This window comes from Staphylococcus sp. FW104-15G4D, assembly GCF_058790135.1.
Genome location: NZ_JBYTCH010000001.1, coordinates 564035 through 587537 on the forward strand (window position 1 = coordinate 564035; position 23503 = coordinate 587537).

General features: G+C 33.8%; 19 protein-coding genes. 16 read left to right on the forward strand and 3 right to left on the reverse strand.

Annotation, left to right across the window (positions count from 1 at the left end):
* A partial coding sequence (locus AC3WQX_RS02905) for an NEAT domain-containing protein (RefSeq protein WP_492739782.1) occupies positions 1-1133 on the reverse strand: 1133 nt, incomplete at its 3' end.
* 172 nt (positions 1134-1305) lie between these two features.
* On the reverse strand, positions 1306-4128 hold the full coding sequence (locus AC3WQX_RS02910) for a YSIRK-type signal peptide-containing protein (RefSeq protein ID WP_023350451.1): 2823 nt from the start codon (positions 4126-4128) through the stop codon (positions 1306-1308).
* 250 nt (positions 4129-4378) lie between these two features.
* Between AC3WQX_RS02910 and isdC the strand changes: the two genes are divergently transcribed.
* The 10 genes from isdC to pheT all read left to right on the forward strand — a co-directional run bounded on the left by isdC (position 4379) and on the right by pheT (position 14615).
* Entirely contained in the window at positions 4379-4984 is a 606-nt protein-coding gene (isdC, locus tag AC3WQX_RS02915) for a heme uptake protein IsdC (protein ID WP_023350450.1), read from the forward strand.
* Between the two features lie 20 nt (positions 4985-5004).
* A complete protein-coding gene (locus AC3WQX_RS02920) occupies positions 5005-6084 on the forward strand; it encodes an NEAT domain-containing protein (protein ID WP_492739783.1) in 1080 nt (359 codons plus the stop codon).
* Positions 6081-6962, forward strand: coding sequence for a heme ABC transporter substrate-binding protein IsdE (gene isdE / locus AC3WQX_RS02925; protein ID WP_023350448.1), 882 nt, complete (start codon positions 6081-6083; stop codon positions 6960-6962). Before AC3WQX_RS02920 ends, isdE begins: the two co-directional genes overlap by 4 nt.
* 11 nt (positions 6963-6973) lie before the next feature.
* Positions 6974-7942: a FecCD family ABC transporter permease gene (locus tag AC3WQX_RS02930; protein WP_037560588.1), complete on the forward strand. Its 969-nt coding sequence runs from the start codon at positions 6974-6976 to the stop codon at positions 7940-7942.
* Positions 7932-8714, forward strand: a complete 783-nt coding sequence (locus tag AC3WQX_RS02935) for an ABC transporter ATP-binding protein (protein WP_037560586.1) — start codon at positions 7932-7934, stop codon at positions 8712-8714. The genes AC3WQX_RS02930 and AC3WQX_RS02935 overlap by 11 nt, the downstream gene beginning before the upstream one ends.
* Positions 8707-9435, forward strand: coding sequence for a class B sortase (srtB, locus tag AC3WQX_RS02940; protein WP_023350445.1), 729 nt, complete (start codon positions 8707-8709; stop codon positions 9433-9435). The genes AC3WQX_RS02935 and srtB overlap by 8 nt, the downstream gene beginning before the upstream one ends.
* Positions 9436-9454: 19 nt before the next feature.
* Positions 9455-9778 carry an antibiotic biosynthesis monooxygenase gene (locus AC3WQX_RS02945; protein WP_002435201.1) on the forward strand — a complete coding sequence of 108 codons (324 nt, stop codon included), beginning with the start codon at positions 9455-9457 and terminating at the stop codon, positions 9776-9778.
* A 245-nt stretch (positions 9779-10023) separates the two neighbouring features.
* Entirely contained in the window at positions 10024-10764 is a 741-nt protein-coding gene (locus AC3WQX_RS02950; RefSeq protein ID WP_002435147.1) for a TrmH family RNA methyltransferase, read from the forward strand.
* Positions 10765-11154: 390 nt separating this feature from the next.
* Positions 11155-12213: a phenylalanine--tRNA ligase subunit alpha gene (pheS, locus tag AC3WQX_RS02955; RefSeq protein ID WP_002435139.1), complete on the forward strand. Its 1059-nt coding sequence runs from the start codon at positions 11155-11157 to the stop codon at positions 12211-12213.
* The gene (pheT, locus tag AC3WQX_RS02960) at positions 12213-14615 is read left to right on the forward strand and encodes a phenylalanine--tRNA ligase subunit beta (protein ID WP_002435179.1); all 2403 of its coding nucleotides are present in this window, start codon (positions 12213-12215) and stop codon (positions 14613-14615) included. The genes pheS and pheT overlap by 1 nt, the downstream gene beginning before the upstream one ends.
* A gap of 60 nt (positions 14616-14675) precedes the next feature.
* On the opposite strand, the gene rnhC is transcribed toward pheT, so the two are convergent.
* Positions 14676-15608: a ribonuclease HIII gene (gene rnhC, locus AC3WQX_RS02965; RefSeq protein WP_492739785.1), complete on the reverse strand. Its 933-nt coding sequence runs from the start codon at positions 15606-15608 to the stop codon at positions 14676-14678.
* A 295-nt stretch (positions 15609-15903) separates the two neighbouring features.
* Between rnhC and zapA the strand changes: the two genes are divergently transcribed.
* The 6 genes from zapA to uvrC all read left to right on the forward strand — a co-directional run bounded on the left by zapA (position 15904) and on the right by uvrC (position 23237).
* Positions 15904-16170, forward strand: a complete 267-nt coding sequence (gene zapA, locus AC3WQX_RS02970; protein ID WP_002435154.1) for a cell division protein ZapA — start codon at positions 15904-15906, stop codon at positions 16168-16170.
* On the forward strand, positions 16171-16692 hold the full coding sequence (locus tag AC3WQX_RS02975) for a CvpA family protein (protein WP_023350443.1): 522 nt from the start codon (positions 16171-16173) through the stop codon (positions 16690-16692). It abuts the gene before it with no gap.
* Positions 16693-16766: 74 nt separating this feature from the next.
* Positions 16767-18479, forward strand: a complete 1713-nt coding sequence (gene polX, locus AC3WQX_RS02980; RefSeq protein WP_023350442.1) for a DNA polymerase/3'-5' exonuclease PolX — start codon at positions 16767-16769, stop codon at positions 18477-18479.
* Between the two features lie 9 nt (positions 18480-18488).
* The gene (locus AC3WQX_RS02985; protein ID WP_002435268.1) at positions 18489-20837 is read left to right on the forward strand and encodes an endonuclease MutS2; all 2349 of its coding nucleotides are present in this window, start codon (positions 18489-18491) and stop codon (positions 20835-20837) included.
* Positions 20838-21035: 198 nt separating this feature from the next.
* Positions 21036-21350: a thioredoxin gene (gene trxA, locus AC3WQX_RS02990; protein WP_002435174.1), complete on the forward strand. Its 315-nt coding sequence runs from the start codon at positions 21036-21038 to the stop codon at positions 21348-21350.
* 102 nt (positions 21351-21452) lie between these two features.
* Positions 21453-23237, forward strand: a complete 1785-nt coding sequence (gene uvrC, locus AC3WQX_RS02995; protein WP_023350441.1) for an excinuclease ABC subunit UvrC — start codon at positions 21453-21455, stop codon at positions 23235-23237.
* The last annotated feature ends 266 nt before the right edge of the window (positions 23238-23503 follow it).

A 23503-nucleotide genomic window follows, 5' to 3' on the forward strand; every position in this document is an offset into this window, starting at 1 on the left:
GGTTGTTTATCTTTAGAAGTATCATCTTTTTTATTAGTTTTTACATCTTGCTTTTTAGTAGTATCGCTTACTTGAGCTGCCGGTTTTTTAGTATCTTGTTTTTTGTCAGTAGCTGTTTGTTGATTTTTAGAAGCGTCATCTTTTTTAGCTTGATTATCAGTTTTATCATTTTGATTGTTAGTAACAGTATCGCTTACAGGCGCTGAAGGCTTTTGAGTCGTGTCTTGTTTTTTATTAGCATCAGGTTGTTGATCTGTAGAAGCGTTATCTTTTTTGTCCTGACTATCAATTTTAGTGTTTTGATTATTAGTATCAGTATGGTTTACCGGAGCTGATGGTTTTTCATTTTTAGCTTGATTATTACCAGCATCAGGTTGTTCTACATTCATATTATCATTTTGTTTAGCTTGGTTTTGAGTAGCCGTTGGTTCTGGGTCCTCAATAGTAGGGATGACACTTTCTAATTCAATATGTGTTGTATATTCATGATCATATTTTAAAGCAGGTATTACAATATGAACTTTACTAATAATATTATTCATACCTGGTGTTACTTCCATATTTACTGTTTTAGTATCTTTCTCAGTATTATCATCTACAACTGTAGTGGGTAATTCAGTTTCATTTTCATCGAAAAATCGAAAACTCTTCCACCATGAGGCGTTGTCTAAAGTGATTTGGAAGTAGTACTTATCATCTTTTTTTATTACTTTACCAGGATGCTGCACATATTGATCCATGTGAGAAACGTCGTTTGTTTTATCTTTTTGAACTTGGAAATTTAAAGTTTGAGAAAGTTCATTCGACTTTGAATTACTATTGTTTGTATTAGTAGTTGGCGCATTTTGCGTAGTAGCTTGGTTATTTTGAGTATTTGAATTTTGAGTAGCAACCGTATCGGCTGGTTTGGACTGCGCTTGTTGCGCTGATTGATTCGTATTTTTGTTAGTTTGGTCAATAGTTGTAGAGTTTTGAGTACCTTGACTATTATTGCTTTCAGCGGCTTGAGCTTCATGGTGTGCACCAATAATAAGTGCTGAACCTAATGTGATTGAAGCTACTCCAAATTTAAGCTTTCTAATTGAAAAGAAATTATTTAAAATGAGTGTGTTTTTCTTATGTTGATGTTTCATGTTGTGAACAACTCCTATGTAATTTTTATTGATATTATTTATCAATTAACACAAAGATATTATACACTAATATAAAATTAAGTGAATGATTTTTTAATAATTTCATTATTATATTTTAAAACATAAAAAACGAGCTAATCTTGATTAGATTAGCTCGCCATGAAATTTATAACTATTTAGATTCTTTTCTTTGTCTTCTTAATAGTAATAATGATGCAGCTAAAGTTATTGTGCCGAATACAGTAGTAGCGTAGTCTGATTCATCGCTTAATCCAGTTTCCGGTAATTCAGATTTATCTTTTGAACCATTTGAAGTTTTAACCTCATCGTTAACAACAGTTTGTTTGTTATCACTATCAGTGTTGCCAGTGTCTCCACCAGTTTGACCACCTTTGTCTTCACCAGTATTTCGTCCAGTGTCTCCACCAGTTTGAGTATCTTTGTTTGAACCAGTATTTCCGCTAGTGTCTCCACCAGTTTGGCCATTTCCAGGTTTTTGATCAGTACCAGGTTTAGGATTACCGTTTTCATTAGGTGTTGTTACTTCAGTATTTTGATCTGGATTAGCTGTACCAGGTTTAACACCAGCACCTAATTGGCCATTTTGTTCCGGAGTAGTAGGTTTAGCTTGTCCATTATTATTAGTATCTGGTTTTTCTTGATTATCTTGACCACTTGGTGTTGTTTGACCAGGAGTACCAGTTGAACCGTTATTAGTATCAGGAGCAGGAGTTCCTGTAGTACCAGTAGTACCTTGTCCAGATTGGTTGTTTTGATCAGGAGTAACTGTACCAGGTTTAGGATTACCGTTTTCATTAGGTTTAACTTCAGTATTTTGATCAGGATTAGCTGTACCAGGTTTAACACCAGCACCTAATTGGCCATTTTGTTCCGGAGTAGTAGGTTTAGCTTGTTCAGCATTATTAGTATCTGGTTTTTCTTGATTTTCATTGCCAGGAGTACTTGGTTTTTCTTGATTATCTTGACCACTTGGTGTTGTTTGACCAGGAGTACCAGTTGCACCGATATTAGTATCAGGAGCAGGAGTTCCTGTAGCACCAGTAGTGCCTTGTCCAGCTTGGTTGTTTTGATCTGGAGTATCTGTACCAGGTTTTTGATCAGTGTCAGTACCTTGGTTAGGAGTAGTAGCACCAGCATTATTGTTAGTATCAGGTTTAGCGACACCATTGTCATTAGGTTTTACTTCAGTATTTTGATCAGGAGAAGGCGTTACAGTAGTGCCTGCACCATTTTCACCCGTTTGAGTACCTTGACCAGGAGTACCTGTTTGAGGTGTGTTTTGGCCTTGTTGATCATTACCAGGAGTACTTGGTTTTTCTTGATTATCTTGACCACTTGGTGTTGTTTGACCAGGAGTACCAGTCGCACCGTTATTAGTATCAGGAGCAGGAGTACCTGTAGTACCAGTAGTGCCTTGTCCAGCTTGGTTGTTTTGATCTGGAGTATCTGTTCCAGGATTTTGATCAGTGCCAGGTTTAGGTGCAGTACCTTGGTCAGGAGTAGTAACCCCAGCGTTGTTATCAGTACCTGGTTTAGTTTGGTTTTCATTACCAGCTTGGTTTTGATTAGGAGAAGGCGTTACAGTAGTGCCTGTACCATTTTCACCCGTTTGAGTATCTTGACCAGGAGTACCTGTTTGAGGTGTGTCTTGGCCTTGTTGATCAGTACCAGGAGCGCTTGGTTTTTCTTGACCATTTGGCGTTGTTTGACCAGGAGTACCAGTTGCACCGTTATTAGTATCAGGAGCAGGAGTTCCTGCAGTGCCTGCAGTACCTTGTCCAGCTTGGTTGTTATTTTCAGGTGCAGTAGTTCCAGGAGTACCAGTCGCACCGTTATTAGTTTCAGGTGCAGGAGTACCTGCAGTGCCTGCAGTACCTTGTCCAGCTTGATTATCTTTATCAGCAGGTGGAGTCACAGTAGTTCCTGCATTTTGATTGCCAGCCTCAGGTTTAGCTTGTGTATCTGTAGTCCCTGTATTTTGAGCTGTCCCTGTTTCAGTTGTACCAGGTTTAGATTGAGTACCTTGAGTATCTTGTCCTGTAGTTCCAGGTTGTGGAGTTGTGGCAGCATCATTATTAGTATTACCTGGTTGAGTATCTTGATTGTTTGGAGCAGGTGTAGCTTGATTAGGTTTAGTTTCGCCAGGAGTACCTGCAGCATTTTGAGCATTACCAGCTGAAGTACCTGTTTGTTCTCCATGATCTTCTGTATTAGGTTTCTCTTGATCAGTAGTACTAGTACTTGGTTTAGCTGAACCTGTAGTGTCTGTATTAGGTTGTGTTTCAGGTTGAGATGGAGTAGGTGTTCCAGCACCTACAGTACCAGCTTGAGCACCTTGACCTGTACTATTGTTTTCAGTAGTACCTGGTTTAGATGTAGCATCTTGACCAGTCGTTGCCTCTGGTTTTGTTGAAGCTGCTGGGGAAGTTGCATCATTTTGAGGACTAGGAGTCACAGTAGCTCCATTACCTTGATCTGCTGTTTCAGCATGAGGTTTAGCTTGAGTATCTCCAGTAGCTGTAGTTGGCGCAGTTTGACCTGTGCCAGCAGTTTGAGTTCCTTGTGGAGTACTAGTAGCTTGGTTATCTTGTCCGGTAGTATTTGGACTAGGGTTTGTTTGTGTAGCATCGGCTTGATTAGTTTGAGTTCCTGTAGCTTCTGCAGTGCCTTGACCTTGGTGGTCGGCAGTGTTTGTTTTAGCTCCATCTTGACCTGTTTGTGTAGCAGCAGGAGTACCTGTACCAGCTTGATTATTTTGGTCTTGACTTGTAGTGCTCGGTTGACCAGCTGTGTTAACGGTACCTACAGCTTCTCTTTGCCAAGTATTACCTTCCGTGCCTTCTTCAGCATGTGCCTGTCCGAAGAAAAGGAATGAACCTACAATAATAGAAGCAGTACCAACCGTGAATTTTCTAATTGAATAGTGATTTTTCTGAGTGGGTTTGTCATTTGAAAAATTGTTAGGTTTGTTCATAACTTATTCTCTCCTTTGATAAGTAGTTGTCTCAGTTGTCTTTTGAGAAGTTATAGAATTAGAGTGAAATAAAACATTATCCAATGATAATGGTCAAACAATATATTAGCATATTTTTATAACTTTAAACAACTAATTAAAAATATTATCAATTTTATATTGACGTTGATAACTATTTTCATTTATTATTTTTACAAGAATTAGGGTGAGTAATTTATCAAGTTTTATCACTCTTATGGAGGTTGTATAAATGAAAGTGACTTATAAAACGTTAAGTTTTGTTTTAGTTTTAATAATATTTTTAGTGAATTGGGGACCTAATGTAAGTTACGCAGCCGAAGGTAAGTCTATTAATTTTGAAGTTTTAAAATATAATACAAATGATACTTCGATGGCAAATGACTATTTTGAGAAGCCTGCAAAATTAATTGAAAAAGATGGGAAGAAAGTACTTCAAATCACAGTTAATCATAGTCATTGGATTACTGGAATGACTATTGAGGGTAGCAAAGAGAAAATTATTAGCAAAGATGCTAGTAAAGACATGAGAACATCTGAATTTGTGGTAAACAAAGCTTCTGGTAAAGTAAACGGAACAATTGCAGTTTACATCAATGAGCCAGTAAATGGTAAGCCATTTAAATATGATCATCATTACAATATTACTTTTAAATTTGATGGTAAAGATGGTGGAGCGACTGGATCACCAAATATTGTCCAAGATAAATCAACTGCTGAAAATCCTCAAACTAGTGGTGGAATCCCTACATATACATATTTAATTCCTATAGCTTCTCTATTTGTATTAATTACAATTTCAGTTTTGTCATTCAAATTAAAAAAAGGTAATGAATAATGAAATATTGTAGTCGCTTAATGATGAAATTATTCGTTATAGCGTTTACTTTAGGAATATCTTTAAATAATGATACTTATCAAGTAAAGGCTGATGATAAAAATCTATCATCAGCCGATTATTATATTAAAGAAAGCTTTGAAAAAGATAAAAATCATGCGAAACGCCATAGTGATCATCAACAAATTAGAAATAAGATAGAACAAACGATAGAATTTTACGTTCGTAAACAGAATAATAGGGATGTTTCACATATGGATGAGTATGTAAAACATCCTGGTTATATTGTTAATGACGGTAATCAAACATATTTTGTAATGACTTTATTAAACAGAGAATGGTGGGAAAGTTATAAATTCTACCAACATGATAAAGAATTAAAAGTGAAGATTGTAAATGAGGATAAAGAACAAGATACGGTAACCATTCAAATACCCCTTATTAACATAAAAGAAGAAATAAAATCTCGTATCCACATTAAAATACCATCGATACATTACGACCATACGTATACCACTTATATCGTTATGAAACATAGCGAAAAGAATGATGAAAAGGTTAACCACAAAGACGCTCAGAATAACAAGTCTAATCAGTTTGATGATAAAGAGAGCCTAAAAAAAATTTTAAAAACAGAAGAAGGACAATTTAATGAAATAAAAAATGAGAATAGTCATCTAAAAGAGTCAAAACAATCAACTCAACAAGATATGTCGTCAAATCAGATTATCAATAGAGAAGAACAAAATAAATTTTCTAATTCAAATAGCAATCTATCAATTAAACCAAGTACAGATAAACCGAGCTCAGATTCATTAAATCGGACTAATTCAAATACTCCAGCTAGTTTAAATACAAATACTAATTCTAGGTATAGCCAATTGCCTCAACTTAATCCTTTTAAAAAGGAAAAAGATAAACCTAATCCAAGCTTCAATAGAGATGCTGATAAGAAGAAAGTTGCAAAAAAAGACCATAATGAGGATGTACTCCCTAATCATAGAAATACATACTATCTTCTTGGCTCTGTTATTTTATTGGCAATTTTAGCTTTAATCGCAACATATTTTGTTAAAAGAAAGAGTGAGTCGAAAAAATGAGAAAAACCCGAAAAATTTTTACTATCATATTATTTATCGTTTTACTCAGTGGTTGCGAGGCGGATAATAGCAATAAAAAGAAAGATAAAGCTGAATCGAAGGGTATTCGTATCGTACCTACTACCGTCGCTTTAACGATGACATTAGATAAGTTAGATTTACCTATTGTAGGTAAGCCCACATCTTATAAAAAGTTACCAGATCGATATAAAAATGTTCCAGAAGTCGGCCAACCGATGGAACCAAGTGTAGAGGCAGTTAAAAAAGTGAATCCTACACATGTTTTGAGTGTATCTACTATTAAAGATGAAATGAAGCCCTTTTATAAACAGTTAAACATGAAAGGTTACTTCTATGATTATGATAGTTTAGATGGCATGGAGAAATCTATTACTGAACTTGGTAAACAGTTTAATAGGGAGAAGAAGGCTAAAGAACTAAATCATCACCTTAATTCCGTGAAAGCGAATATTGAAAGTAAAGTTGCAAAACAAAAGAAACATCCTAAGGTACTGATACTTATGGGGATACCTGGCAGTTATTTAGTTGCCACTGATAAATCATATATTGGAGATCTCGTAAAAATCGCTGGTGGAGAGAATGTCATACAAGACCATTCTAAACAGTATATTTCTTCTAACACGGAACATTTAGTTAATGTTAATCCCGATATTATATTAAGACTTCCTCACGGGATGCCAGATGAAGTTAAGAAAATGTTCCAAAAAGAATTTAAACAAAATGATATTTGGAAGCATTTCAAAGCAGTTAAAACGGATCAAGTTTATGATTTAGAGGAAGTACCATTTGGTATCACTGCAAATGTAGACGCTGATGATGCTATGACACAGTTATACAATCTATTTTATAAAAAGTGATGGGGGAAATAATGTTACAACACTACTCTAAATTACTCTTTCTAATTTCAATTATTCTCCTATGTGTGACAGTATATGTGTCATTTATTGTTGGTACGATACCTATTTCTCTTAAAGATATATTAACCCAATTTACTACTGGTCATGTTTCTAATGTAGACACAATCATTGATTTAAGATTACCTAGAATCATTATCGCTTTATGTGTTGGTGCAATGCTTTCGGTATCTGGAGCATTATTGCAAGCAGTTTTGCAAAACCCTTTAGCTGACGCGCAACTACTCGGTGTTTCATCAGGAGCACTTGTCATGCGTATGATTCTATTATTGGTGACACCCCAATTATTTTTTGTCGTACCTTTACTTAGTTTTCTAGGAGGAATGATACCTTTTCTATTATTATTTCTCTTAAGTGTGAAATTCAAATTTCAACCGACACGTATGATATTAATCGGTGTAGCAATGTATGCAATGCTAACCGGAGTACTTGATTTATTTGCACAGAATCCATTTCTGAAAATACCTCAAGGACTAACTATGAAAACATGGAATGATGTTAAGATTATCGGAATATCAGCGAGTATAGGTTTAGTAATCACATTGCTTTTAACATCTAAAGTAAATTTATTAGCTTTAGAGGATAAGCAAGCTAATAATTTAGGCTTTCACATTACTAAATATAGATTAATCATTGGGGGCGTAGCTGTACTTCTAGCGAGTGCTTCTTCTGCAATTGTAGGTCCACTAGCTTTTGTAGGCTTAATTATTCCACATATTGTACGTAAGTTAATTGGTAGTAATTATAAAGAAGTGATACCACTATCTATAATTTTAGGAGGATGGTTTGTTGTTACAACTGATTTGTTAGGTAGAACGTTACATCCACCACTCGAAATACCAGCGAATGTCATTATGATGCTTATAGGTGGCCCAATTTTAATCTATCTTATTTGTAAGGGAGCTGTTAATGATGCGAGTTAAGGGGCTTCATTTTCAATATAAGAATGATTCGGAAATTATAAAAAATCTCTCATTAACATTTAGCTCTAGTGCAATTACTTCTATTATCGGACCGAATGGATGTGGAAAATCCACTTTGTTAAAGTTACTTTCTCGAAATTTGAAGCCTTCAAAAGGAGTTATATATTTAGATGAGTTAGATTTGAAAACATTTAGTAAGAAAGCATTTGCACGTAAACTTGCTACAGTACATCAAAAGATGAATATTCCGGAAGGATTCACTGTAAGACAATACATAGAACTTGGAAGATATAGTCATGAAAGTTGGTTGAAAATGGATGTTAAAAAAGAAACAATTGTTCAAAACATTCTTCAACAACTGAATTTAGTAAATCTTCAGAATAAAAAATTGGCGTCATTATCTGGAGGTGAAGCACAAAGAGTATTTTTAGCAACTGCATTAGTGCAAGAACCTCGTTACATCTTATTGGATGAGCCAACCACTTATTTAGATATTCATTACCAATATCAAGTTTTAGATACTATTCGTACTTTAAAAGATCATTATCATATTACTTTTATTATGGTACTTCATGATATTAATCAAGCAATAGAATATAGTGATGAAGTGATTTGCCTAAATGATAAAGGAGTTATTGCGCAAGGTGCGCCTCAAGAAGTGATTAATGAAACAATTTTAAAAGAAATGTATCAAATTGACGCTAAAGTTATAAATGACAGTGAATGTGGCATGATTGTTTGTAGAAAAAGGGTGAGGGATTCAAATGATTAAATTCGTTAGACTTATTCAAATTGTATTAATAGCAGTCATCCTTATCTTTAGTTATCAGTTGTTTAAAACTTATCTTGAAGACAAAGCGTCAGCTAAAAGGTATAAAAATTTACAACAACAATTTAAGTCAGAGTCCCTGTCTAACGAAAATGAGGTACGTCCACAATTTTCTAAATTAGAATCTATTAATAAAGATATTGTTGGATGGATACAACTTAAAGGGACATCATTAAATTATCCAGTATTACAAGGTAAAACCAATCATGACTATTTAAGAGAAGATTTTGATCATGAAAAGACACGTAAGGGAAGTATTTTTATGGATTATCGAAATTCTGTAAAAACTCCTAATTCGAATACTATTATTTATGGTCACCACATGGGTGATAATACAATGTTTGATGTACTAGAAAAGTATTTAAAGCAAAGTTACTTTGATCAGCATCAAAATATTCAATACGACACGAAATATGGTAAATATCAATTGCAAGTCTTTAGTGCATATCGCACTACTACGAAAGATAACTATATACAAACAGATTTTAAAACACCATCTGAATTTCAACATTTTATAGATAATACAAAGAAAAAATCGGAGATACAAACAAAAGTTCAAATTACTAATCAAGACAAGATAGTTACTTTGTCTACTTGCGAGGACGCTTATAACCAAACATCAGGAAGAATTGTTGTTGTGGCGAAGATAGTCAAAATAAATTAACAGAAAAGAGGAAAACATCATGAAATTTATGGCTGAAAATAAATTAAAATTAGATAAAGGAACAGCTCAAGATATAATAGAAAGGTTCTACACAAGACATGGTATTGAAACACTTGAAGGCTTTAAAGGGATGTTTGTAACAAATACTAAAGAACAACCAGATTATGATGAAGTAAAAATTTTAACATTATGGGAATCTGAACAAGCTTTTATTGATTGGTTACAATCAGATGTGTTTAAAAAAGCACATAAAAATGTTCGTCACCAATCAGCAGATGCATCAAGCCCAATTCTTGAAAATGTAGTTAAGAAATATGATATTGGATACCAATACTTTAAATAATGTGTACTGTAATTAAAAGAAGTAAGTGTGATTAATTGAAATTAAAAAAACTTGATTTCGATACAAACTAAAGCAAGTCGAGAGTTTGTTGTCTAAACATAATTGAAACAAATTATGTCAATTTCAAACCTTCGCTTGCTTCTTTTTATAGTAGTAATTAAATTTAAAAATTATAGTGGACTTTGAAATCAATTGATATTAGATTACAATATGAATACATTAACTTAAGAGTTGGAGAAATGATCATGGAACAAATTACGTCTGCTCAAAATAATAAAATAAAAAATGCAAATAAGTTAAAAAAGAAACGTGATCGTGATAAGACAGGTCTAGCTTTAATAGAAGGAATACACCTTATCGAAGAAGCGTATCAAAGTGGTATTGAAATAAAGCAATTATTTGTAATAGAACCTGACAGAACAGATGAGGACCTAATTGATTACGCGAATGAAACATATGAAATTAATATGAAAGTGGCTGAAGCTCTATCTGGTACTGTAACACCTCAAGGTTTCTTTGCGGTGATTGAAAAGCCACATTATAATGATACCGAAGCGCAACAAGTATTATTAATTGATCGAATTCAAGATCCAGGTAATTTAGGTACATTAATTCGCACTGCAGATGCTGCTGGCATAGATTTAATTGTAATGGAAAAGGGTACTGCAGACCCATATCAAGATAAGGTAATGAGAGCGAGTCAGGGTAGTATATTCCATATTCCTATTGTTATTAAGGGTTTAACAACTTACATTAATGAATTTGATGGCCCAGTGTATGGAACAGCACTCGAAGATGCAGTAAGCTTTAAAGAGATAGAGGCTCAATCACGATTTGCTTTATTATTAGGCAACGAAGGTGAAGGTGTAAACCAAGAATTATTACAACAAACAACACAAAATCTTATCATACCCATTTATGGTAAAGCTGAGAGTTTAAATGTTGCTATTGCAGGTAGTATATTACTCTACCAGTTGAAAGGTTGACCCTTTGTTCAAATTTCGGCTATAATAGTTGATGAATTTATTAAAAAATGAAGTATTCATTAGCTATACATCACTGAAACAATTAAATGATCAACCGATAAAAAGACGTAAATTATTTAGAAAGTTGAAAAGGGAGAATAACCGTGACTGAAAGTTATTCCAACTTGAAATAATTTTGTTCATCTTTTTGGTTACTTAAAGAAATTTAAGTCGGAATTGTCATTCCGTTATCAATAGATATACAAGTGTATGCTTAGGCATAAATTTGGGTGGTACCACGGAAAGCTTTCGTCCCAGTTCGATATGGGGTGAAAGCTTTTTTGATGTTGAAGTATTTGAGTTTTCATTTTCAAAAAATAAAATAGTGGCATTAAAAGGAGGAGTTCGGTCATGACTCAAAATGATACGATGGCGGAATTAAAACAACAAGCTCTCGTTGATATTAATGAAGCAGATAATGAACGTGCATTGCAAGATGTAAAGGTTAAGTATTTAGGTAAAAAAGGTTCAGTAAGTGGTCTAATGAAAAATATGAAAGATTTACCTAATGAAGAGAAACCTGCATATGGTCAAAAAGTAAATGAATTGCGTCAAACAATTCAGAATGAATTAGATGAAAGACAAAAGTTATTAAAAGAAGAGAAATTAAACCAACAGCTTGCTGAGGAAACGATTGATGTGACATTACCTAGTCGCCATATTGAGATGGGTTCAAAGCATCCTCTTACTCGCACAGTTGAAGAGATTGAGGATTTGTTCCTCGGTTTAGGTTATGAGATTGTAGATGGGTATGAAGTTGAACAAGATTATTATAATTTTGAAGCTTTAAATTTACCTAAGTCTCACCCTGCACGAGATATGCAGGATAGTTTCTATATTACTGAAGAAATATTAATGCGTACGCACACGTCACCAGTTCAAGCACGAACAATGGAGAAACGTGGTGGACAGGGTCCAGTTAAAATTATTTGTCCGGGTAAGGTGTACCGTCGTGACTCGGATGATGCGACACATAGTCATCAATTTACACAAATTGAAGGATTAGTCGTTGATAAAAATATTAAAATGAGTGATTTGAAAGGTACTTTAGAGTTATTAGCCAAGAAATTATTCGGTGCTGAACGAGAAATTCGTCTACGTCCAAGTTATTTCCCTTTTACAGAACCATCAGTCGAAGTTGATGTCTCTTGTTTCAAATGTAAAGGAGAAGGTTGCAATGTCTGCAAACATACAGGTTGGATAGAAATTTTAGGCGCTGGAATGGTACATCCAAACGTTCTTGAAATGGCGGGCTTTGATTCTAATGAATATTCAGGATTCGCATTTGGAATGGGGCCAGATCGAATCGCAATGTTGAAATATGGTATTGAAGATATTCGTCATTTCTATACAAATGATGTTAGATTCTTAGATCAATTTAAAGCAGTAGAAGATAGAGGTGACCAATAATGTTGATTTCAAATGAGTGGTTAAAAGATTATGTCAATGTTGATCAACCTGTTCAAGATTTAGCTGAAAGAATTACACGCACAGGTATTGAGGTTGATGACATTATCGATTATACGAAAGATATAAAAAATTTAGTGGTTGGTCATGTTGTGTCAAAAGCACCGCATCCAGACGCCGATAAATTGAATATTTGTCAAGTTGATTTAGGCGAGGATGAGCCGGTTCAAATCGTATGTGGTGCTCCAAATGTTGATGAAGGTCAGCATGTCATTGTTGCGAAAGTTGGAGGTCGTCTACCTGGTGGCGTTAAAATTAAACGTGCGAAGCTACGTGGTGAACGCTCAGAAGGTATGATTTGTTCGTTACAAGAAATAGGTATTTCAAGTCACGTTACGCCTAAAGCGTTCGAATCAGGTATTTATGTATTTCCAACAGAAGTGACTCCAGGTACAGATGCGCTTGAAGCATTATATTTTAATGATCAGGTGATGGAATTTGACTTAACTCCTAACCGTGCAGACGCATTAAGTATGGTGGGCACAGCTTATGAAGTAGCTGCTTTATACCAAACTGAAATGACAAAACCTCAAACTTCAAGTCAAGAAAGTGATAAATCAGCCAGTGATGAATTATCTGTTACAGTTCAAAATGAAGATAAAGTACCTTATTACAGTGCAAGAATCGTTCATGATGTAACGATTGCGCCATCACCAGTATGGATGCAAGCACGCTTGATGAAGGCGGGAATTCGCCCTATTAATAATGTGGTAGATATTTCTAACTATGTTCTATTAGAGTATGGTCAGCCACTTCATATGTTTGACCAAAATCAAATTGGTTCACAAAAGATTGAAGTAAGACAAGCAAATTCAAATGAAAAAATGACGACTTTAGATAACGCCGAGCGCGACTTATTAGATTCAGATATCGTTATTACAAACGGCAATGAGCCGATAGCTCTAGGTGGCGTTATGGGTGGAGACTTCTCAGAAGTTACTGATCAAACACGCAATGTTGTTATCGAAGGTGCGATCTTTGATCCAGTATCTATTCGTCATACTTCTCGTCGTTTAAACCTAAGAAGTGAATCATCAAGCCGTTTTGAAAAAGGTATTGCAACTGAATTTGTTGATGAAGCAGTTGATAGAGCTTGTTATTTACTAGAAAGATATGCAACAGGTACAGTGTTAAAAGATAGAGTAGCAGCAGGTGATTTAGGAGCAATGGTTACTCCAATCAATATTACTGCTGAAAAGGTAAACCAAACAATTGGATTTAACTTAAGTGACGATGATATCGTTAATATCTTTGAACAACTCGGGTTTGAAACCCAAAATCAAAATGGACAATTAACAGTTAATGTGCCATCTCGTCGTAAAGATATTTCAATTAAAGAAGATTTAATTGAAGAGGTTGCACGTATATATGGTTATGACGAAATTCCTTCAACGCTTCCTGTATTTGAAGATGTAACAAGTGGATCACTAACAGATCGTCAATATAAAACACGTACTGTAAAAGAAACTCTTGAAGGTGCTGGGCTTGATCAAGCTATCACTTATTCATTAATATCTAAAGATCACGCTAAGGACTTTGCTTTACAAGATCGTCCTACTATCGAATTATTGATGCCAATGAGTGAAGCGCATTCTACGTTAAGACAAAGTCTTTTACCTCATCTTATTGAAGCTGTGGCATACAATGTTGCGCGTAAAAACTCAGATGTTAAATTGTATGAAATTGGTCGTGTCTTCTTCGGTAATGGGGAAGGAGAGTTACCAGATGAAGTCGAATATTTAAGCGGTATTTTAACGGGACAATATGTTAATCATGCTTGGCAAAGTAAAAAAGAGTCAGTAGATTTCTATTTAGCTAAGGGTGTTGTTGATCGTGTAGCTGAAAAACTAAATATTAAATTTGATTATAGAGCAGGTCAAATCCAAGGTTTACACCCAGGTAGAACAGCTATAGTTTCGTTAAATGGAGAAGATATTGGTTTTATTGGTGAGTTACATCCAACACTTGCTGCAGAAAATGATTTAAAACGCACATATGTATTTGAATTAAATTATGACGCTATTATGAGAGTGTCTGTTGGTTATATTAATTATGAACCAATACCTAGATTCCCAGGTGTATCAAGAGATATAGCGTTAGAAGTGAATCATGAAGTTCCTGCTTCAGATTTAATATCTACTATTCATAATAATGGGGAAGACATTTTAAATGATACGTTAGTATTTGATGTATACGAAGGTGAACACTTAGAAGAAGGTAAAAAATCAGTAGCTATTAGATTGAATTATTTAGATACTGAAAATACTCTTACAGACGAACGTGTAACAGCAGTACACGACAAAATTTTAGAAGCCTTACAACAGCAAGGTGCTACAATAAGATAATTAACTAAAAAAGACCTATCCTTAAAATGAAATTTTTAATGAGGATAGGTCTTTGTATATTTAAGTATATTTTTTCTCGATTAAAGCTAGTGCTTTATCTCGATTTTTAAAATGTTTCTTAGATATAGCATCAAGTTGGCTTAAGCCAGATTTTTGAATGATTTTAGCCGCGAATAAGTCAACTTTATTACTTGCACCTTTTGGAACTTCCATTTTAATTTGTTGTGTTATTTGGTTCATATGTTTTACGAAAGCATATCGCGAGATAATACTAGCTGCTGCAATAGCTAGTGATTTTGATTCACCCTTAGTTTCAAATTGAGTTTTTTTAGGAAAAGGTAGTTCGGAAAGTGCATAATGCTGGTATACTTCCCGTTTAGCAAATTGGTCAATCACGATATAATCTAAGTGATCCACGTCAATTTTTTGAACAACATTTTTGATTGCTTCATTATGTAAAACGGCTTTAATTTTTACTTGTGACCAGCCCATCTTCTGACGCTCATTATACTTCACATTATTTAAAGTTAGTAGTGAGTGAGGGATAAAAGTAATAAGCTGTTCAGCTAGTTCAACAATTTTGTCATCTGTTAATTTTTTTGAATCATCCACGCCTAAGGTTTTTAAAACTTGTGCATTTTTCTCTGAGACGTATGCTGCACAGACGGTTAAAGGACCAAAGTAATCACCGCTACCTGCTTCATCACTACCTATGCAATTATATTTATTATATTGAATTGACGACTGTTTAGAGGTAGATGTTTTTGATTGAGAAGATGAATATATAGCTTGATTAGGTAACATGCGTTGAGCTACTAATTCTGCATTCTTTCCTTGGAACATGACCTTTCCTGAATGATATATATTAATTGTAGTGTTTTGGTATTTAGTTCGTGCTCTCATGCCTTGTGGCAATTGAGTTGTTTCAAATTGAATTTGTGATAATAATTGATCTATTTCACTTTGAGTTAATTTATGAACGACATTTCCCATAATAAGTAACCTCACTTTTAATTTCGTACTCATACATTCTATCAAATTTCATTTTCTATCTCATTGATGAATATAACAATATAACTATTAAATGATTTAACATGATACGATGTCTTAAATTGTTTGATAATAGCTACTTACATAATTTTTTACTCTCATGTATAATGTGTGTTGATAAGTAAAAATTGAAGTTAAATCATATAGCTATTTATTTTCAAGATTAAGAAAAAAATCTTGAAGTCTTAAATTATAGAAAGTTAAAATCATTTAAATATTAGGTCAGGAGCAATTAAACATGAGTGAATTTAAAAATAGAATAAATGTTACGATCAACGATCAACATTTCACAATCATTGGCGATGACAGTCCTGAGCATATTCGTTATGTTGCACATCTTGTAGATGAGAAAATGCAAGAATTAGGTCAAAAATCCGCAGGCTTAGATACTACTCGTAAATCGATTTTAACAGCGGTAAATATTATGCATGAGAAAGTTTTACTAGAAGAAGAAAATCGTCGATTACAACAAGAAATCAATCAATTTAAACAAAGTGAAGATTAGATGGTTGTTGATTTAGTTGTCATTATATTGATTTTCTACTTTATGATGATTGGTTTCCGTAGGGGGACGTGGTTGTCGACACTACATTTTATTTCTTCAATCGTATCATTATGGATTGCATCTCAGTTTTATAAGCCTATAGTGCAAAGGCTGATTGTGTTTGTACCATTTCCTAAAACGGTAGCATATGACACATCTTATGCAATTCATTTTAATCAATTGCAACAACGATTTGAAAATATTGTTGCATTCCTTATTTTAGCTACGCTAGCTAAGCTTATTTTGTATCTAATTATTGTTACATTTGATAATATAGTAGCGTATCAGAAACATCAATTAGTTAGTAGAATTATAGGAATTATTCTAGGTTTAATAATGAGCTTAATTGTGATTCAAATTGGACTATATTTTATTTCATTATATCCCGAGCCATTAATTCAAAATCAAATAGCACAATCGTTAATATGTAAAAGGATAATTTTAAATTTACCATACGTATCACAGGTTATTTTAAATTTATAAACTAATTATATAAGGTCAGGACTAGAGCTAACTTTAATGTTGTGTCCTGGTCTTCTTTTTATGGAGAGATGTATATGACTAAAAAAGATGTAATTCAATTGTTAGAAAAAATAGCAACATATATGGAGTTAAAAGGGGAAAACACATTTAAAGTATCTGCCTATCGAAAAGCAGCTCAAAGTTTGGAAATAGATGAGCGTCCTTTAGATGAAATTGAGGATGTTACCGAGCTTAAGGGTATCGGTAAAGGTGTGGGCGAAGTTATCAACGAATTTAGAAATCAAGGTGAGTCTAGCACCTTACAAGCCCTCCAAGAGGAAGTACCTGAAGGATTAGTCCCTTTATTAAAAATTCAAGGACTAGGTAGTAAGAAAATCGCTAAACTTTATAAAGAACTTCATATTATTGATAAAGAAAGTTTACAGAAAGCTTGTGAAGAAGGTGAAGTCAGTAAACTAAGTGGCTTCGCAAAGAAGACTGAACAGAATATTTTAGAAGCAGTTAAAGCACTAGGAGCCAAAAAAGACAGTTATCCGATTGATCAAATGAGAGGTCTGAATAATGAAATTATTGATTTCATTAAAAAGCTTAAACATGTAGATAATTATTCTTCTGCAGGAAGTTTTAGACGTTATAAAGAAATGAGTAAAGATTTAGACTTCATTATTAGTACGGAACAACCTCTAGAAGTTCAACAACAATTGCTTGATATTCCTAACAAAGTAAAAGAAGTTGCAGTTGGGGATACTAAAGTATCTTTAGAGTTATCTTATGATGATGAGACGATAGGTGTAGACTTTAGATTAATTGAGCCTAAAGCCTTCTACCATACGCTTCAACACTTTACCGGTTCTAAAGACCATAACATCCGTATTCGACAATTAGCTAAAGAACGTAATGAAAAAGTAAGTGAATACGGTATAGAACAAGCTGATGGTACATTACTGCAATTTCAAAGTGAAGAAGAGATTTATAACCATTTTGACGTAAATTGGATTGCACCTGCAATGCGAGAAGATGGCAGTGAATTTGATAAAGATTTAAGCGATATCATTTCTTTAGAGGATATTAATGGTGATATTCATATGCATACAACGTATAGTGATGGTGCTTTTTCAATTAGAGAAATGGTAGAAGCAAATATTGCTAAAGGTTATCAATTCATGGTAATCACAGATCACTCACAAAGTTTGAAAGTTGCAAATGGTTTACAGGTAGAGCGTCTCTTACGACAAAATGAAGAAATCAAAAAGTTAAATGAAGAATATGATGAAATTGATATTTATTCTGGTACAGAAATGGATATATTACCAGATGGTTCACTTGATTATGATGACGAAGTCTTAGCACAACTTGATTATGTGATAGCTGCTATCCATCAAAGTTTCAATCAATCTGAAGATGAGATTATGAAACGTTTAGAAGTAGCTTGTAAAAATCCATACGTGCGTCATATTGCGCATCCGACGGGTCGAATCATTGGACGACGACCTGGTTATAAACCTAATATAGAAAAATTAATGAAATTAGCTGAAGAAACAAATACGATATTAGAAATTAACGCGAATCCTAAACGTTTAGATTTAAATGCTGAGACTGTACGTAAATATCCTAACGTTAAGTTAACAATTAATACAGATGCACACCATACGAATCATTTAGAGTTTATGAAGTACGGTGTGGCTACGGCTCAAAAAGGTTTTGTAAAAAAAGATAGAGTGATCAATGCGTTATCACGAGAAGAGTTTAAATCACTCGTTGAAAATAATATTAAATTAAAGAAATAGAGGGATTGCATGAGACAAAAGACATTAGATGTTTTGGAATTCGACAAGATTAAATCCTTTGTTGCGGATGAAACAATAAGTGATTTAGGTCGTGAAAAAGTAGATGCAATGACACCAGCAACTGAATTTGAAACTGTTGAATTTCAAATCAATGAAACTGATGAAATTTCTCAAATATACAATAAACATCGATTACCAAGTTTAAGTGGTTTAGCTAAGGTATCACCACTTATTCATAGAGCGAATATTGGTGGCGTTCTAAATGTGACTGAATTGAATGTAATTAAACGACTTATTCAAGTTCAAAATCAATTTAAGACGTTTTACAACCAACTCTTAGAAGAAGATGAAGAAGTAAAGTACCCGATATTAGATGAAAAGATGAGTCAGCTTCCGGTACTAACTGATTTATTTCAAGAAATCAAAGATAAATGTGATACTTATGATTTATATGACCATGCAAGTTATGCACTACAAGGTATTAGAAGCAAAATTTCTAGTACTAATCAACGAATACGTCAGAATTTAGATCGTATTGTTAAAAGTCAGAGCAATCAAAAGAAGTTATCTGATGCCATTGTCACAGTTAGAAATGACCGTAACGTAATTCCAGTTAAAGCGGAATATCGTCAAGATTTTAATGGTATTGTGCATGATCAATCAGCCTCTGGACAAACTCTTTATATTGAACCCAGTTCAGTTGTAGAGATGAATAATCAAATCAGTCGTTTGCGTAACGATGAGGCTGTGGAACGCGAACGTATTCTTACTGAATTGACCGGTCAAGTAGCTGTAGAAGCCGATTCCATACTTATAGCTGAATCAGTGATGGGGCAAATTGATTTCTTAATTGCTAAAGCACGTTATGCACGTTCGATTAAGGGAACTAAACCTACTTTTAAGAAAGAGAGAACGGTTTATCTTCCCAACGCGTTTCATCCATTATTAGATAAAGAAACTGTCGTTTCAAATACGATTGAATTTATCGATGATGTTGAAACGGTGATTATTACAGGGCCAAATACAGGCGGTAAGACTGTTACTTTAAAGACACTTGGACTTATTATTGTCATGGCACAATCTGGTTTATTAATACCAACGCTTGATGGCAGTCAATTAAGTATTTTCGAAAATGTATACTGCGATATAGGCGATGAACAATCAATTGAACAGTCTTTATCAACTTTCTCATCTCATATGAAGAATATTGTTGAAATCTTACATGAAGCAGATAAAAATAGCTTAATATTATTTGATGAATTGGGCGCAGGGACTGATCCTAGTGAAGGTGCAGCGTTAGCAATGAGTATCCTAGATTACGTTCGCAACCTAGGATCACTTGTTATGGCAACAACCCATTACCCAGAGTTAAAAGCATATAGTTATAATCGCGAAGGTGTCATGAATGCTAGTGTGGAGTTCAATGTTGATACGTTAAGCCCAACCTATAAATTGCTCATGGGCGTACCTGGGCGTTCAAACGCATTCGATATTTCTAAAAAGTTGGGACTTGGCCTCAATATCATTAATAAAGCTAAAACAATGATTGGTACAGATGAACAAGAAATTAACTCAATGATAGAATCTTTGGAAAGAAATTCTAAGCGTGTAGATGAACAACGTATTGAACTAGATCGTCTTGTTCGTGAAGCTCAAGAAACTCACGATGCCCTTGCGAAGCAATATCAACAATATCAAAACTATGAACAATCATTGATGAATGAAGCGAAAGAAAAAGCGAATCAACGTGTTAAATCTGCGACTAAAGAAGCGGATACAATTCTTAAAGAATTAAGAGATTTACGTGACAACAAAGGTGCAGAAGTTAAAGAACATGAATTAATTGATAAGAAAAAACAATTAGATGACCAATATGAAGCGAAGTCAATTAAACAAAGTGTTCAGAAGAAAAAATACGATAAAATTAACGCTGGTGATGAAGTGAAAGTGCTCTCATATGGTCAAAAAGGTGAGGTGCTTGAACTTGTTGGTGAAGATGAAGCAGTTGTGCAAATGGGTATCATTAAAATGAAATTACCTATTGAAGATTTAGAGAAAACGAAGAAGAAAAAAGAAAAACCAGCTAAAATGGTTACACGTCAAAATAGACAAACGATTAAGACTGAACTTGATTTAAGAGGATATCGTTATGAGGAAGCACTAATAGAATTAGATCAATATCTAGATCAAGCAGTTTTAAGTAATTATGAGCAAGTTTACATTATTCATGGTAAAGGCACAGGCGCGCTTCAAAAAGGTGTTCAACAGCATTTAAAAAAACATAAAAGTGTCAGCAAATTTAGAGGTGGTATGCCTAGTGAAGGTGGATTTGGCGTAACGGTTGCAGAACTCAAATGATTAATGATTGATTAATTCAAGCACTGCATTTGATTTTTTGAGAAAATAACGTACAATAAACCCAGTATTATTAGTTAATAAAATGATGTGATGAAGCAAATGAGATAATCATACTTTAATTGAGCAATAGCAATGCAGTTGTTATTAAAGTCTGTTATAATTTGCTCATCATTTAAAAATTAAGGAGGATTGGCATTTATGGCAATCGTAAAAGTAACTGACTCTGATTTCGATACTAAAATTGAATCTGGCGTTAAATTAGTAGACTTCTGGGCTACTTGGTGCGGACCTTGTAAAATGATCGCTCCAGTACTAGAGGAGTTAGCCGGAGATTATGACGGTAAAGCTGATATTTTAAAATTAGATGTTGATGAAAACCCATCAACTGCTGCAAAATACGAAGTAATGAGTATTCCAACTTTAATCGTGTTTAAAGATGGTCAACCAGTTGATAAAGTTGTAGGTTTCCAACCAAAAGAAAACTTAGCAGAAGTATTAGATAAACATCTATAAGAATTATATGACTTAAGACTGGGGCATTTCATTATGTAAATGCTCCAGCTTTATTTTGTTTATAAATAATAATTATAAAAATTAAAAGAAAGGAGGAAAAAATTGGAGGACTATCAAAAGAAAATTAAGGAAAAATTGAATGTAGTGCCGTTAGAACCTGGTTGCTATTTAATGAAAGATAGAAATGACCAAGTGATTTATGTAGGTAAAGCAAAAAAATTAAGAAATCGCCTACGTTCTTACTTTACTGGTGCACATGATGCTAAGACGACCCGACTTGTTAGTGAGATACGAAACTTTGAATTTATTGTGACTTCAAGTGAGACTGAATCTTTATTACTAGAATTAAATTTAATTAAACAATATCAACCGCGTTACAATATTTTACTTAAAGATGACAAAAGTTATCCTTTTATTAAAATCACAAAAGAAAAGCATCCAAGACTGATTGTTACACGCACTGTGAAAAAAGGAACTGGAAAATACTTCGGTCCTTATCCTAATGCGTATTCTGCTCAAGAGACAAAGAAATTGTTAGATCGTATTTATCCTTTTAGAAAATGTGATAATATGCCTGATAAACTGTGCTTATACTACCATATAGGCCAATGTATGGGGCCGTGTGTTTATGATGTTGATTTAGATAAATATGCACAAATGACTAAAGAAATTACGGATTTTCTAAATGGTGAAGATAAAACGATTATTCATAATTTAGAGAGTAGAATGACAAAAGCTAGTGAAGATTTAGACTTTGAACAAGCGAAAGAGTATCGTGATATGATTCAACATATTCACAACTTAACGAAAAAACAAAAAATTATGTCTACTGATAATACAATTAGAGATGTCTTTGGATATAACGTTTCTAAGGGGTGGATGTGTGTACAAGTTTTCTTCATTAGACAAGGAAATATGATAAAACGAGATGCAACAATGATACCGATACAACAATCAGAGGAAGAAGAGTTTTATACTTTCATAGGACAATTCTATAGCTTAAATCAACATATCTTACCTAAGGAAGTTCATGTTCCAAAGAACCTTGATAAAGAGATGATTCATTCAGTTGTAGATACAAAGATTGTTCAACCTTCTCGTGGGGCTAAGAAAGAAATGGTTGATTTAGCTAATCACAATGCTGAAGTGCAACTTGAAAATAAATTCGAGTTAATTGCAAGAGATGAATCTAGAACTATTAAAGCTATAGAAGAGTTAGGAGAACGCATGGGAATTCAAACTCCTATTAGAATAGAAGCTTTTGATAATTCCAATATTCAAGGTGTGGATCCTGTTTCTGCAATGGTGACCTTTGTAGATGGTAAACCAGATAAAAAAGGATACCGTAAATATAAAATTAAAACCGTAGAAGGGCCTGATGATTATAAATCGATGAGAGAAGTAGTACGTCGGCGTTATACGCGCGTTTTAAATGAGGGCTTACCCTTACCAGATTTAATTATTGTTGATGGTGGTAAAGGTCATATGAACGGTGTGATGGATGTCCTTGAAAATGAATTAGGCTTAGACATTCCAGTTGCAGGACTTCAAAAGAACGACAAACACCAAACATCTGAATTACTCTATGGAGCAAGTGCTGAAATTGTACCGTTGAAGAAAAACAGCCAAGCCTTTTACTTACTCCATAGAATTCAAGATGAGGTACATCGTTTTGCGATAACGTTCCATAGACAAACTCGACAAAAAACAGGACTTAAATCAGTCTTAGACGATATAGATGGTATTGGCGCCAAGAGAAAAACTACACTTTTAAGAACTTTTGGGTCAATTAAGAAAATGAAGGAAGCAAATTTAGATGATTTAAAAGGTGCAGGCCTACCTGAAAAAGTTGCTAAAAACCTACAAAAAGCACTACAAAATAAATAAATTTCAAAAAAATGGGCATGAGAATTATTCTCATGCCCAAAAGTAGTATAAAAAATGTTACAATATGGTTAACAAAAGCTAATTTTTTTAAGGTTGTGTGGAAGCGTTTTCTAAATGAGAAATGTTATCAATTAAGTGTTGGTAACTTCAACTATGAGTCGTCACATCTTTATTAAAGAATTCTTTATAATCACTAGCCTTTTACTTTTTTAAGCCATACTTGTGTGGATTTATTTCTCATTTAATTAAAGTGTTTACACGTACAA